This is a genomic window from Arthrobacter sp. zg-Y919, assembly GCF_030142045.1.
GTDB lineage: Bacteria > Actinomycetota > Actinomycetes > Actinomycetales > Micrococcaceae > Arthrobacter_B.
Genome location: NZ_CP126242.1, coordinates 1,517,866 through 1,530,113 on the forward strand (window position 1 = coordinate 1,517,866; position 12,248 = coordinate 1,530,113).

Annotated in this window: 15 protein-coding genes; 8 read left to right on the top strand and 7 right to left on the bottom strand. The window is 66.6% G+C overall.

All coding sequences use genetic code 11. The features are described 5' to 3' along the window. Positions 1-28: 28 nt before the first annotated feature. The 4 genes from QNO10_RS07195 to QNO10_RS07210 all read right to left on the bottom strand — a co-directional run bounded on the left by QNO10_RS07195 (position 29) and on the right by QNO10_RS07210 (position 3,024). Entirely contained in the window at positions 29-286 is a 258-nt protein-coding gene (locus QNO10_RS07195; RefSeq protein ID WP_229948317.1) for a type B 50S ribosomal protein L31, read from the bottom strand. Positions 287-418: 132 nt separating this feature from the next. After that, positions 419-1,324: a hypothetical protein gene (locus QNO10_RS07200; RefSeq protein ID WP_229948315.1), complete on the bottom strand. Its 906-nt coding sequence runs from the start codon at positions 1,322-1,324 to the stop codon at positions 419-421. Between the two features lie 94 nt (positions 1,325-1,418). Continuing rightward, positions 1,419-2,222: a TrmH family RNA methyltransferase gene (locus QNO10_RS07205; protein ID WP_229948313.1), complete on the bottom strand. Its 804-nt coding sequence runs from the start codon at positions 2,220-2,222 to the stop codon at positions 1,419-1,421. Positions 2,223-2,235: 13 nt separating this feature from the next. Next, the gene (locus tag QNO10_RS07210; RefSeq protein ID WP_229948311.1) at positions 2,236-3,024 is read right to left on the bottom strand and encodes an ABC transporter ATP-binding protein; all 789 of its coding nucleotides are present in this window, start codon (positions 3,022-3,024) and stop codon (positions 2,236-2,238) included. Positions 3,025-3,150: 126 nt separating this feature from the next. Between QNO10_RS07210 and serB the strand changes: the two genes are divergently transcribed. Further along, positions 3,151-4,056, top strand: a complete 906-nt coding sequence (gene serB, locus QNO10_RS07215) for a phosphoserine phosphatase SerB (protein ID WP_229948309.1) — start codon at positions 3,151-3,153, stop codon at positions 4,054-4,056. Here the strand turns inward: serB and QNO10_RS07220 are convergent. Together QNO10_RS07220 and QNO10_RS07225 are read right to left on the bottom strand one after the other, a co-directional pair. Continuing rightward, positions 4,053-4,829 (bottom strand): SDR family oxidoreductase, encoded by a 777-nt coding sequence (locus QNO10_RS07220; protein WP_229948307.1) that lies wholly within the window; start codon positions 4,827-4,829, stop codon positions 4,053-4,055. The two genes, serB and QNO10_RS07220, sit on opposite strands and share 4 nt — an antisense overlap. 123 nt (positions 4,830-4,952) lie before the next feature. Next, positions 4,953-5,681, bottom strand: a complete 729-nt coding sequence (locus QNO10_RS07225) for a beta-ketoacyl-ACP reductase (protein ID WP_229948305.1) — start codon at positions 5,679-5,681, stop codon at positions 4,953-4,955. Positions 5,682-5,817: 136 nt separating this feature from the next. Here QNO10_RS07225 and QNO10_RS07230 point away from each other — a divergent pair, with 136 nt between their 5' ends. Genes QNO10_RS07230 through QNO10_RS07240 form a run of 3 tightly spaced genes read left to right on the top strand, consistent with a single transcriptional unit; the run spans position 5,818 to position 7,371 of the window. Beyond that, positions 5,818-6,204, top strand: a complete 387-nt coding sequence (locus tag QNO10_RS07230) for a DUF3099 domain-containing protein (RefSeq protein WP_229948303.1) — start codon at positions 5,818-5,820, stop codon at positions 6,202-6,204. A 9-nt stretch (positions 6,205-6,213) separates the two neighbouring features. Beyond that, positions 6,214-6,489: a hypothetical protein gene (locus QNO10_RS07235; RefSeq protein WP_229948302.1), complete on the top strand. Its 276-nt coding sequence runs from the start codon at positions 6,214-6,216 to the stop codon at positions 6,487-6,489. Beyond that, on the top strand, positions 6,490-7,371 hold the full coding sequence (locus QNO10_RS07240; protein ID WP_229948301.1) for an SURF1 family cytochrome oxidase biogenesis protein: 882 nt from the start codon (positions 6,490-6,492) through the stop codon (positions 7,369-7,371). It begins immediately after the preceding gene. An 82-nt stretch (positions 7,372-7,453) separates the two neighbouring features. Here QNO10_RS07240 and QNO10_RS07245 read toward each other — a convergent pair whose 3' ends face one another. After that, complete coding sequence (locus QNO10_RS07245) at positions 7,454-9,052, bottom strand: ABC-F family ATP-binding cassette domain-containing protein (RefSeq protein ID WP_229948300.1); 1,599 nt, start codon at positions 9,050-9,052, stop codon at positions 7,454-7,456. Between the two features lie 255 nt (positions 9,053-9,307). Between QNO10_RS07245 and QNO10_RS07250 the strand changes: the two genes are divergently transcribed. The 4 genes from QNO10_RS07250 to ypfJ are packed head-to-tail and all read left to right on the top strand — an operon-like array spanning position 9,308 to position 12,227. Beyond that, positions 9,308-9,961, top strand: a complete 654-nt coding sequence (locus QNO10_RS07250) for a biotin transporter BioY (RefSeq protein ID WP_229948299.1) — start codon at positions 9,308-9,310, stop codon at positions 9,959-9,961. Then, positions 9,961-10,665 carry an energy-coupling factor ABC transporter ATP-binding protein gene (locus QNO10_RS07255; RefSeq protein WP_229948298.1) on the top strand — a complete coding sequence of 235 codons (705 nt, stop codon included), beginning with the start codon at positions 9,961-9,963 and terminating at the stop codon, positions 10,663-10,665. The genes QNO10_RS07250 and QNO10_RS07255 overlap by 1 nt, the downstream gene beginning before the upstream one ends. Further along, the gene (locus QNO10_RS07260; protein WP_229948297.1) at positions 10,662-11,315 is read left to right on the top strand and encodes an energy-coupling factor transporter transmembrane component T family protein; all 654 of its coding nucleotides are present in this window, start codon (positions 10,662-10,664) and stop codon (positions 11,313-11,315) included. Before QNO10_RS07255 ends, QNO10_RS07260 begins: the two co-directional genes overlap by 4 nt. A gap of 9 nt (positions 11,316-11,324) precedes the next feature. Then, complete coding sequence (ypfJ, locus tag QNO10_RS07265; protein ID WP_229948296.1) at positions 11,325-12,227, top strand: KPN_02809 family neutral zinc metallopeptidase; 903 nt, start codon at positions 11,325-11,327, stop codon at positions 12,225-12,227. The last annotated feature ends 21 nt before the right edge of the window (positions 12,228-12,248 follow it).

The following is a 12,248-nucleotide window of genomic DNA, read 5'->3' on the forward strand; positions in this document are numbered from 1 at the left end:
TCCAGGTACTGCTGTGTTTCCGGACTGGCTACTTCTTGCCGCCGAAGCCCTTGAAGCGGGCGTTGAAGCGCTCGACGCGGCCGGCGGAGTCCATGATGCGCTGCTTGCCCGTGTAGAACGGGTGCGATGCGGAGGAGATTTCCACCTCGATGAGCGGGTAGGTGTTTCCGTCTTCCCACTCAATCGTCTTGGAGGAGGTGGCGGTCGAGGCCGTCAGGAAAGCGGTGTCGGACGCGAGGTCACGGAAGACAACCGGTGCATACTTGGGGTGGATATCAGACTTCACAGTTTTACCTTCTTTTGGTGCCTGGATTTTGCCAGCCACGGTGTGGTTGAAAGCTTTATTGGCCGTGCATTGCGGCCAGCAACCAATACTAACGCATTTAGGGTTCCGGCAGGAAACGACACGGGCCCGGATTCAGGACAACGGCCGGGTTCCCCAGTGTGTGTTGACGGCCGTGATGGTCGAGGTGACCCCCTGGATCAACCCGGTGATTTCGATCCGCAGCGGACGGTAGTAGTCGTCCAGGTACAACACGAAGGAGCCGGCCGGCAGCACCGCTGATGAGCCTGGCTCCCCGGCGGCTTCCTTTCCGGCTGCTTCCTGCCCAGCCGTATCGAAGCTGCCGCTGAGCCGGGTGTATACCGTTCCGTCTGCGCCGTAGTCCACCGCAACCTGTTCCGCCGGAGCAAGCAGGCCCGCGACCCGTTCGGGCCGCACGGTGAGTTCCGCGGCATCGGCAAGGACAGCCGCGTAGGCCTCCTCCGCAGTCCCCGCAGGGTCTGCGGAAATGTCCGCTTCCGCCTGGTGCAGCACCCGGTGCCCTTCACGGATGCTGATCCCCAGGTCCTCGTCCGTGTCCTGCAGGGTCATGGCGAAGCCCGGAGTCGTCATGAAACGGACGTCGTAGGTGCCGGCGGGCAGCCAGCTGGTGCTGGTCTGCAGGGTTTGGACGCCGCCCTCCCCCGCTGCCATGGCAGCGGAGACACAGGCTCCGGCCTCAGGGCCAGGCATCGGCCCGGGGTCCCGGCGGAGCATCCACTGGCACGCGTCCTGGACTGCCTGCGGCATGCCCGCCTGACGTCCGGTGACATCCACCGGTGACTGTGACGGTGACGCCGACGGTGCAGGTTCCGTGGACGGGACAGGCGCAGGCCGGGGGTGGGCAGGAGCTGCAACCGGCGGCACGGACGGGGACCGCGAAGCTGCAGCCTGGCGCTCCCGCAGCTGATCCGCCGTCGGACCACAGGCGGACACCGTCAGCAGCAACCCCGCACACAGTGCCAGCACGGTACCTTGCCGGGTCTTTGCACGGGATTCCATGGCTGCTCCGCTGGCGTCCTCAGGGGGTCGGTGGCTGGGGCACAGTCTGGCACCTGGGGGGCCGCAGGGTAAGGGCAATGGCCCCTGAACGGGGTTAGGGCCGGCACTCCCAGAACGCCACAGCACTGGCGGCGGCAACGTTGAGTGAATCAACGCCTCCGCTCATCGGAATCCGTACCGCAAGATCGACACCGGCAAGGGTGGTGTCCGCCAGGCCGTCGCCTTCCGTCCCGAGGACCAGGGCCAGCCGCGGGTCGCGCCGGGCGCTGAGCTCATCCAGCGTCAGCGAGTCCTCACGCAGGGCGAGGGCCGCGGAAACGAACCCTGCCTCCCGGAGCTCTTCGAGCTGTCCGGGCCAGTCCGTCAGGCGTACCCACGGGACCTGGAACACTGTTCCCATGCTCACCCGGATGGCCCGGCGGTAGAGGGGATCCGCACAGCGGGGCGTGACCAGGACGGCGTCGACCTGCAGGGCTGCGGCGGAACGGAAGATGGCGCCGATGTTGGTGTGGTCGACAATGTCCTCCAGCACGGCGACCCGGCGGGCGGTAGCCAGCACGTCCGCGAGGTCCAGCGGAGCAGGGCGTTCCATGGCGGCAAGGGCACCCCGGTGCAGATGGAAGCCGGTAATTTCCTCCAGGACCTCCGCCGTACCGACGAAGGCGGGAACATCGGGGAACCGCTCCAGGATGTCCTGCAGGTCGGGCAGCCACTTTTCGGCCAGGAAGAAGGACCGCGGGCGGTGCCCGGCGTCAACGGCCCGGCGCAGGACCTTGGAGGATTCGGCTATGTACATGCCCTCCTCCGGTTCACGCCGGCGCCGCAGGGACGTGTCAGTCAGGGAGGTGTAGTCGGAAACACGGGGATCGCCGGCCGACAGCAGGTACTGAAGGTTCACCCGGGGCCTGCTCCTAGCCGCGCCGGGCGGTGGCGGAATACCGGCCGTCCTCGCGCCGGAGGTCCAGCGGGAGGTCGAATGCCGTGCTCAGGTGTTCTTCGGTGAGCACCTCGTCGATGGGACCGGCGGCCACAACGCCGCCGTCGCGCAGCAGCAGGGCATGCGTAAAGCCGGTGGGAACTTCTTCCAGATGGTGGGTGACCAGCACCATGGCCGGGGCTTCTTCGTCGCGGGCCAGTTCGCCGAGGCGGAAGAGCAGGTCTTCGCGCCCGGCCAGGTCCAGGCCTGCTGCAGGTTCGTCCAGCAGCAGCAGTTCGGGATCCGTCATCAGGGCGCGCGCAATCTGCACCCGCTTGCGTTCACCTTCGCTGAGCGAGGAGAAGCGGCGGTTCATGAAGGTGGACATGCCCCACTCGTGCAGTAGGCGGAAGGCGCGGCGCTCGTCGAGCTTTTCGTACTTCTCGCGCCAGCGTCCGGTCATCCCGTAGGACGCCGTGAGCACGACATTGAGGACGGTTTCGTCTTCCGGGATCTGTCCGGCCAGGGCTGCGGAGGCCAGGCCGATACGGGGGCGGAGTTCAAAAACGTCCACCGCACCCAGGACTTCATCGAGGATTCCCGCTACGCCGCGCGTGGGGTGCATCCGGCCGCTGGCAATCTGCAGCAGCGTGGTCTTGCCGGCACCGTTGGGGCCCATGATCACCCAACGTTCGCCTTCCCTGACCTGCCAGTTCACGCCGTCCAACAGGGTTTTACCGCCGCGGACAACGCTTACACCGGCAAATTCAAGAACATCACTCATAGCACTAGACATTAGGCTAAGGAAAGGGGCATTGGCCAAACGATAGGCCGCAGCGGCCACGTGGCCGCTGCCGGGAATCCCCTGCCGAACAGGTACCTACCCGCTGGACCGAACAGAACGGAAACCATGCCCAACTCCCCTGAATACAGTGTCGTCAGCTACGGACGGGACCTGTCCGACGCGTACCTGGGTGCCGTGCAGGGGGCCGTCACCGGTCTGGGCGCGCGGATCGTGGAGCTGGAGAACGCGGTGGGAGACGGTTACACGGTGTCCAAGCTGTATGTGGCGTACGACGGCGGCCTGGCGCGGCTGAGGCGGTGCGTTGCCGCGGCGGCGGCAGCGGTGCCGGACAAGCGGGGCGGTGAGCACAGTGCCGTGGTTCCGCCGTCGCTGCTGGAGGATGCGCGGAAGCTGCTGGTGATGGACGTGGACTCGACCCTGATCAAGCAGGAGGTTATCGAGCTGCTGGCAGCCCACGCGGGCCGTGAAGCGGAGGTGGCCGCCGTGACCGAGGCGGCCATGCGCGGCGAACTGGACTTCGCCGCCAGCCTGCACGCCCGGGTGAAGACCCTCGCCGGGCTGCCGGCGTCGGTCATTGACGAGGTGGGCGCACGGATCGAGCTCTCGGACGGCGCGGAACTCCTCGTGAAGGAGTTCCTGGCCGCCGGGCACGGGGTTGCCGTGGTGTCCGGTGGTTTCAGCCAGGTACTGGATCCGCTGGCGGACCGCCTGCGGCTGAGCTTCCGGCGGGCGAACCTGCTGGACATCGAGGACGGCGTCCTGACCGGCGCGGTGTCCGGGGAAGTCGTCGACCGTGCGGTGAAGGCGCGGTCACTGGCCGAGTGGGCACGGACACTGGATGTGGCACCGGGCCACACCATCGCGGTGGGCGACGGCGCCAATGACCTGGACATGCTTGCGGCGGCCGCACTGGGGGTGGCGTTTAACGCCAAACCGGCAGTGCAGGCCGCCGCGGATGCCGTGCTGAACCTGCCACGCCTGGACGTGGTGCAGCACTTCGTGAAGCTCTAGGCGGGGCCGCCCGCAGAGTCCGCCGCCGCGCCGGCGGCCAGGTAATCGGCGCCGCCCACGTATTCGGTGTGACCGGAGGCGACGTCGGCGGTGGCCATGCGGGCCACTTCTGCACCGAACTCCTGCACCGAATACAGCCGGCCGGCTTCCTCGCGGCGGGCTTCAATGGCACCGGGGTTGGCCCGGTCCAACAGGGTGGCCGTCACCGTGCCCTCGATCATGTCACCGGAGACCACAACGAGGGTGATGCCCTTTTCCTCCAGCTGCGGGAGCATGCTGCGCAGGGCATCCTCACCGGCGCGCTTGCTGAGGGCCACGGCTTCGTACTCCGGCATGGTCGGAACCGAGCGGATGAAATGCGCCTGGTGGCTGGTCACAAAGACCACCCGCGAACCGGACGGCATCACCTCTAGGGCGGCGGTGAGCATGTTCACCTGTGCGTCGCGGTTCAGCTTCAGTGCGTAGTTTTCCTCCACCCCGGTTTCCATTCCGCCGGAGGCGTTGAGGACCAGTACGTCGAGCCCGCCGAAGTTTTCCTTTGCCGCGGCGATCAGTGCCGCAGTGCCTTCGGCCGCGGTGAGGTCGGCGCCGACGGCGACTGCGCGTCCACCGGCCTCCTCAATGGCAGCGACCACCTTGTTGGCACGCGGTGCCTTCTGGCGGTAATTGACGACGACGCCTGCGCCTTCGGCAGCGAGGAACCGGGCAACCTCGGCTCCGATTCCACGCGATGATCCGGTGACTATCGCGGCTTTGCCTTCCAGCAGGCCCATGGAAACTCCTTTTTGTAGAAAGTATCTAAGCGTTCAGCTCTCCGGATCCCATCCTGCCAGCCGGCGGACGGCCCGGCAGTTGTGGAAACCTCCAACGATTCCGCAGCAGCGCGTTGGACCGGGTCAGTGCCCCATGCCCAGGCCGCCGTCGACCGGGATGACTGCGCCGGAAATGTAGCCCGCTTCGGGGCCGGCGATCCAGCGCACCACGTTGGCTACTTCTTCGGGCTCGGCGAACCGGCCGGCGGGGATGGAGGACAGGTAGTTCTTCTGGGTGTCCTCCGGCAGTGCGCGGGTCATGTCGGTGTTGATGAAGCCCGGCGCAACGACATTGGCCGTGATGTTCCGAGAGCCCAGCTCGCGGGTCAGGGAACGGGCAATGCCGATCAGTCCGGACTTCGACGCCGAGTAGTTGATCTGCCCGGGTGAGCCGTAGAGTCCCACCACCGAGGAGATCAGCACTACCCGGCCCTTCTTCATCCGCAGCATGCCCTTGGAGGCCCGCTTGATGACCCGGAAGGCCCCCGTGAGGTTCGTGTCGATGACGTCGGTGAAATCGTCTTCGCTCATCCGCAGGAGCAGGGTGTCGCGGGTGATGCCGGCATTGGCCACGAGGACTTCGACCGGACCATGGGCGGCTTCCACCTCGGTGAACGCGGCGTCGATGGATGCCATATCCGTCACATCGGCCTTGACGCCCAGCATGCCGGCGGGAACCTCGCCGCTGCGGTAGGTGATGGCCACGCGGTCGCCGGCGGCCAGGAACGCGGAGGCAATCGCCAGCCCGATTCCACGGTTTCCGCCAGTCACCAGGACGCTGCGGCCGGACTCGTTCTCAGGGGTGTTCTGCACGGATGTTCCTTCTTTCAGCCTTCGATGGGGGTTGCCTCGATCCTACGTGCGCGGGATTCAACTTCTACAACGCCGCTGCTAGTGAGAGAATGAACGAACCTGTTTGGAGGGTGATGACGACTACCGATGGCTACTGATGGCTAGGGACACAAACCGCGGCGACAGCGTTCCCAGAATCACCGACGCTCCCAACCCGCACACTGACGAAATGCGCACCCGCATGATCAAATACGGCGTGTCCATGGGTATCCGTGTGGTCTGCCTGTTCCTGATGTTCTTTGTCCACGGCTGGCTGCTGTGGGTGGTGATTGCCGGTGCGGTGGTCCTGCCGTATTTCGCGGTCATCATGGCCAACGGTGGCGCGGACACCCGCAATATGACGGCTTCCGACGCCCTGATCGACCGCCCGCCGGCAACAGCCCTGAATGCCCCGGCCGCCCCGGAGGCAGCCCCGGAAACTCCCGAGACCACGGTGGTGGCGGGCGAAATCGTAGACAACGACGACGACGAAGACAAGGCTTGATCCCCCAGCATGAACCTCCTCGATTCCCTCTCCGGCACCCCCGCAGCAGACGCAGGCGAACGCACACCCGTGTGCTCACGCAAGGCCTGCCGGCTCGACGCCCAGTGGCGGCTGCTCTGGAACAATCCCCGCATCCACACGCCGGAGCGGCGGAAGACCTGGCTTTCCTGCGGGGAACACCGCGAATGGCTGGAGGACTACCTGCAGACGCGGGGACTCTGGAAGGAAACCCTGCCCCTGGAAAGCGACGCGCCCGGCGCCGGAGCCCAGGGCGGTAGGAACTAGATGTACCGTTTCCTCTTCTCAGCCCGCTGGCTGGGCTGGTTCGTGCTCGTCTGTGTCCTGGCCGCCGCCTGCGTCAGCCTTGGCCTATGGCAGATGGACCGCCGCGAGGCGTCCCTCGCCGACACTGCGCGCATTGAGAACAACTACGACGCCGACCCGGTTCCCTACACGGAGGCCGAGCAGTACTTCGACACCTATGACGAGGGCGCGGAATGGCTGCCCGTGAGGCTCGAGGGCACCTACGACTCCGAATCGCAGCGCATTGTCCGCAACCGTCCGCTCAAGGGCCGGCCCGGGTATGAGGTGCTGGTGCCGCTAAAGCTCGACGACGGCAGCAGCGTGGCCGTCAACCGCGGCTGGCTGCCGATCGGCGATGACGAAGCCGGCCGTCCGGACAGCATTCCGGCTGCCCCTGAAGGGCGGGTGACCGTGGTGGGCCGGATCAAGGCCGCGGAACCAACCCTCGCCCGCACCGCCCCCGAGGGCCAGCTGCCGTCTATCGACCTGGGCGCTTTCGCCAAACAGCTCGACTATCCGCTCCATCAGGGCGCCTACGCCCTGATGTCCAGCGAGGACCCGCGGGCCGACGTCGTTCCCGAAACGGCTCCGCGCCCCGAAGTCGATGAGGGCCTGCATCTCTCCTACGGACTGCAGTGGTACGGGTTCGCACTGATGATGTTCCTGGGCCTGGGGTACGCCGCCCGCCAGGAAGCGCTCAACCGGTACTACGACGGTATTGAGGACGAGGACGACGAACTGGACGACGACGAAGTCATCGCCGCCCACCCGGCCCCGTCCCGGCGTCGTCCGCCGCGCCGCAAAAAGCGCGGTCCTACCGGCGAAGAGGAAGAAGACGCGATCCTCGACGCACAGGGGTTCTAGCCCCGCGCTCCCCGCAGACAAAACAGCGGCCCTGCTCCAATCGGAGCAGGGCCGCTGTTCTTTGCCAAAGAGGCGGTGGCGGTTAGGCCAGCGTCACCAGTTCAAGATAGTTCTCGTTCCAGTGGTCCTCGTCGCCGTCCGGCAGCAGCACCACGCGTTCGGGGTTCAGCGCCGCGACGGCGCCCTCATCGTGGCTGACCATCACCACGGCGCCGGTGTAGTTGCTCAGGGCGCCCAGGATTTCCGCACGGGAGGCGGGGTCCAGGTTGTTGGTGGGCTCATCCAGCAGCAGCACGTTGGCCGAGGACGCCACGATCGTGGCCAGGGCCAGTCGGGTCTTCTCGCCGCCGGAAAGGACGCCGGCCTTCTTCTCGACGTCGTCGCCGCTGAACATGAAGGAGCCCAGCACACTGCGGACCTCGGCGTCGTCCATGTCGGGGGCGGAGGAACGCATGTTCTCGAGGACCGTCCGGTCCGTATCGAGGGTTTCGTGCTCCTGGGCGTAGTAGCCCACCTTGAGTCCGTGTCCGGCGATGACCTTGCCGGTATCCGGCTTGTCGACGCCGGCCAGCATCCGCAGCAGGGTGGTCTTGCCGGCGCCGTTCAGGCCCAGGATGACCACCTTGGATCCTCGGTCGATCGCCAGGTCCACGTCGGTGAAGATTTCCAGCGAACCGTAGCTCTTGCTCAGGCCCTCTGCGGTCATGGGCGTCTTGCCGCACGGTGCCGGATCCGGGAAGCGCAGCGCAGCGACGCGGTCGGTGGCGCGGACGGCGTCCAGGCCGCCCATCAGGCGGTCGACGCGCTTGAGCATGCTCTGTGCCGCGGAGGCACCGGAGGCGCGGGCCTTCATCTTGTTGGCCTGGGCCAGCAGGATGCCTGCCTTCTTCTCGGTGTTGGCGCGTTCGCGCTTCCGGGCACGCTCGTCCGTCTCGCGCTGGATCTTGTAGCGCTTCCAGTCCATGTTGTAGATGTCGATGGTGGCGCGGTTGGCATCCAGACTGAAGACCTTGTTCACGGTTGCTTCAAGGAGCTCGGTGTCGTGGCTGATCACGATCAGGCCGCCGGTGTGGTTTTTCAGGAATTCGCGCAGCCAGGCGATGGAATCGGCGTCGAGGTGGTTGGTGGGCTCATCGAGGAGCATCGTCTCGGCGTCGGAATACAGGATCCGGGCCAGTTCCACACGGCGGCGCTGGCCACCGGAAAGGGTCTTCAGGGGCTGGTTCAGCAGCCGGTCCGGGAGGGCCAGGTTGGCACAGATGGTGGCCGCTTCCGACTCCGCGGCGTAACCGCCGGCGGACAGGAACTCGGACTCCAGCCGGTCATACCGGTTCATGGCCTTCTGCGAGATTTTCGGGTCGTCGCTGGCCATTTCGTCCTGGCACTTCTTCAGCTGCGCCGAGACCAGGTCCAGGCCACGGGCCGAAAGAATGCGGTCACGGCCCAGCTGGTCCATGTCCGGGGTCCGCGGATCCTGGGGCAGGTAGCCGATGTCGCCGACCCGTTTGACGGTGCCGGAAGCCGGAAGGGCCTCACCGGCGAGGACTTTGGTCAGGGTGGTCTTGCCGGCGCCGTTGCGGCCCACCAGCCCGATTTTGTCTCCCTTGTCAACACGGAATGAAACCGCTTCCATGAGCAGCCGTGCGCCTGCACGCAGCTCGAGACCAGATACGGAAATCACTCAGTGGACCTTTCGAAGGTTTTTGGTATTGCAGATACGCTGCGCGGTGCGCGGGCCTCAAAACGATGGGAGTCCATCGAGGAGGGAAGGGTCACTTGGACCGGTCATGGGGGCCTGGTTGGCCGTAACAGCCTTTCCAGTCTAGCCGCCATCGTCCATTTGTAGAAAACCTCCAATGGAATCCCGCCCCTGCGCAGCTAGTGTTCAAAACGCATCCCGGTCCGTTTTTCTTCCCCTACAAGGAAAAGTACAGCGATGAACAACACTTCGGCCGACGCGCCCCGCCCCGCTCCCCCCGCCGGCAACGGTGCCCACGGTTCAGCGCGCACCGGACTGCGCTCCGGCCGCCGGTGGACGTCCGCGGACCTGTCCCTGATTGCCGTCTTCGCTGCACTCACCGCGGTTTTCTCCATCCTTCCCGGAGTGCCGCTGGGTGCCGGTGTACCGATCACCCTGCAGACACTGGCCGTTATGCTCACCGGGATCCTCCTTGGGCCCGGCCGGGGAGCTGCCGCCGTGGGGCTCTTCCTGCTGGCGGGACTGGCCGGGCTGCCGGTCTTCAGTGGCTTCAGCGGAGGGCTGGGCGTGCTCGCGGCGCCCTCCGCCGGGTACCTGCTGTCCTTCCCGGTGGCCGCCGCCGTCGTCGGGCTGTTGTCAGGACTGGTGCTCCGGCGTACCCGGCGGGCACGGACCGTCCTGCTGTTCGCCGCGGCGCTGGCGACGAGCTTCCTGGTGGTCCATCCGGCCGGAATTGCCGGGCTGATGCTCAACGCGCACCTGTCCTTCCCTGCAGCGCTGGCAGCCGACATGGCTTTCTGGCCCGGAGACGTGGTCAAGAACATACTGGCGGCCGTGGTCGCGGTCAGTGTGTTCAAGGCTTTCCCGGCTGGCCTGCGCCGGAACCGCTGATGCCCTCGATCCTGCTGCAGGATGTCAGCGTGCTCCCGTCCGACGACGGCGGGGCGCGGAAACCGATCCTGCACCCGCTGTCGCTGGAGCTCACCACGGCGCGTACCGCCGTCGTCGGGGCCAACGGCTCAGGCAAATCGACGCTGCTCAAACTGCTGAACGGGCTGGTGCTGCCGGATACCGGTTCGGTTCGCGTGGACGGGTTGGACACTGCCCGGCAGGGGGCGGCCGTGCGGCGGCGCGTCGGATTTGTCTTCACGGATCCCCTCTCGCAGCTGGTGATGCCCACCGGGAGGGACGACGTCGAACTGTCGCTGCGGTCCTCGGTCCGGAACCGCTCCCAGCGCCGCGCTGCAGCCGAGGCGCGGCTTGAGGCGTTTGGGCTGCTGGAACTGGCCGACCGGAGCATCTATGACCTGTCCGGCGGTGAACGGCAACTGATGGCGCTGGCCTCGGTCCTGGCGGTCGAGCCTGCCGTCCTCGTCGCGGATGAACCCAGCACCCTGCTGGACCTGCGCAACACCGCGCGGCTGCGGCGGCTTTTCGCCACGCTGCCGCAGCAGCTGATCTACACGACCCATGACTTGGACTTCGCCGCCGACGCCGACCGTGTGCTGGTGATGGACCAGGGCCGGGTGGTGTTCGACGGCGGTCCGGAGGAAGCACTTACCGCGTACCGGGCGCTGGCTCTGGGGGTCGGATGAAACGTTCCGTCCGCACCACTGACCTGCCGGGCGCCTACCGTCCGGGCTCTTCCCCTGTGCACGCTGCGCCGCTGGCGTTGAAGGCCGGTGCCTTGGTTATCCTCTCCGCGGCAGTGCTCGTGCTGCGCTCCCCCGCAGTCCTCGCCGTCGCTGCCGTCCTGGTGCTTACCGCCTACGCGTCCGCGCGGCTGCTGCGCGGGATTTGGCAGCCGCTGAGGATGATGTGGCCCGTCCTGGTCCTGCTGGGGATTTTTCAGTGGTGGACCAACGGGGTGCCGGCCGCTGTCATGGTGACCGGCAGCATCGTGGTCTGCGTCCTGGCGGCGCGGCTGCTTCCGCTGACCACTGCCCCGCAGGTACTGCTGGACGGACTGGTGTCGCTGGCACAGCCGCTGCGTCCGCTGGGTGCGGACCCGGAACGGTTCGGGCTCACCCTGGCCCTGATGCTGCGCAGCATCCCGTTCCTGCTCGGCTCCGCCCGGGATGTCCGCGAATCGGCCATGGCACGCGGGCTGGAGCGGAATCCCCGGGCCCTCACCGTTCCGGTAGTCATCCGGGCGGTCGCCTATGCCCGTCAGACCGGCGATGCCCTGGCGGCACGCGGAATCGGCGAAGCTTCGGAGACAAAGGTTGCCCGAGGCAACCGATAATCTGGGCACATGAGTTTCAACAACAACGCCCGGCTGGATTCTTCACGGGTCAGTGACCGGCGCGGTAAAGGTAAAGGCATCGCCGTAGGTGGCGGACTGGGCGGCGGTCTGTTGCTGATCCTGTCCCTGTTCTTCGGTTCGGATGTGATTGACGGGCTGGGTCTCAGCGACGGGTCCGGCGTCGCTGCCGGCCAGGCGCAGTCCGAAAGCATCGATACCTGCCTCAACGGTGAAGATGCCAACGAGCGGCTGGATTGCCGCATCCTCGGCACTGCCGAGAGCCTCGACAGCTTCTGGGAGCCGTACCTGGCCGGCTACGGCCAGACCTATACGGAACCCGGCGTCGTCCTCTTTACGGACCAGACCAACACTGCCTGTGGTGCGGCCACCAGCGCCGTCGGACCGTTCTACTGCCCGGCGGACGAGCAGACGTACTACGACACCGCGTTCTTCTCCCATCTGGTCACCGACTACGGATCCTCCGGCGGCCCGCTGGCGCAGGAATACGTGGTTGCGCATGAGTTCGGCCACCACATCCAGCAGATCACCGGTTCCAGTGCGGGCCGGAACGCGGACCCGCAGGGCGCCGACTCCGCCTCGGTACGCACGGAGCTGCAGGCCGACTGCTATGCCGGCCTGTGGGCACGGCATGCGGCGGACCAGCCGGCTCCGGGTTCGGACGTGCCGTTCCTGGCTCCGTTCACCGAGGCGGACATCAGTGACGCCCTGTCGGCTGCATCTGCCATCGGCGATGACCGGATCCAGGCGTCGGCCACCGGACAGGTCAACCCGGAAAGCTGGACCCACGGCTCCAGCGCGCAGCGCCAGGCCTGGTTCCTTGCGGGCTACAACGACGGCGGCAGCCTGGAAGCGTGCGATACCTTCAGCGCTGCGGATCTGTCCCGGCCGTAAGGGGGCTGGCCGCATGCCTGC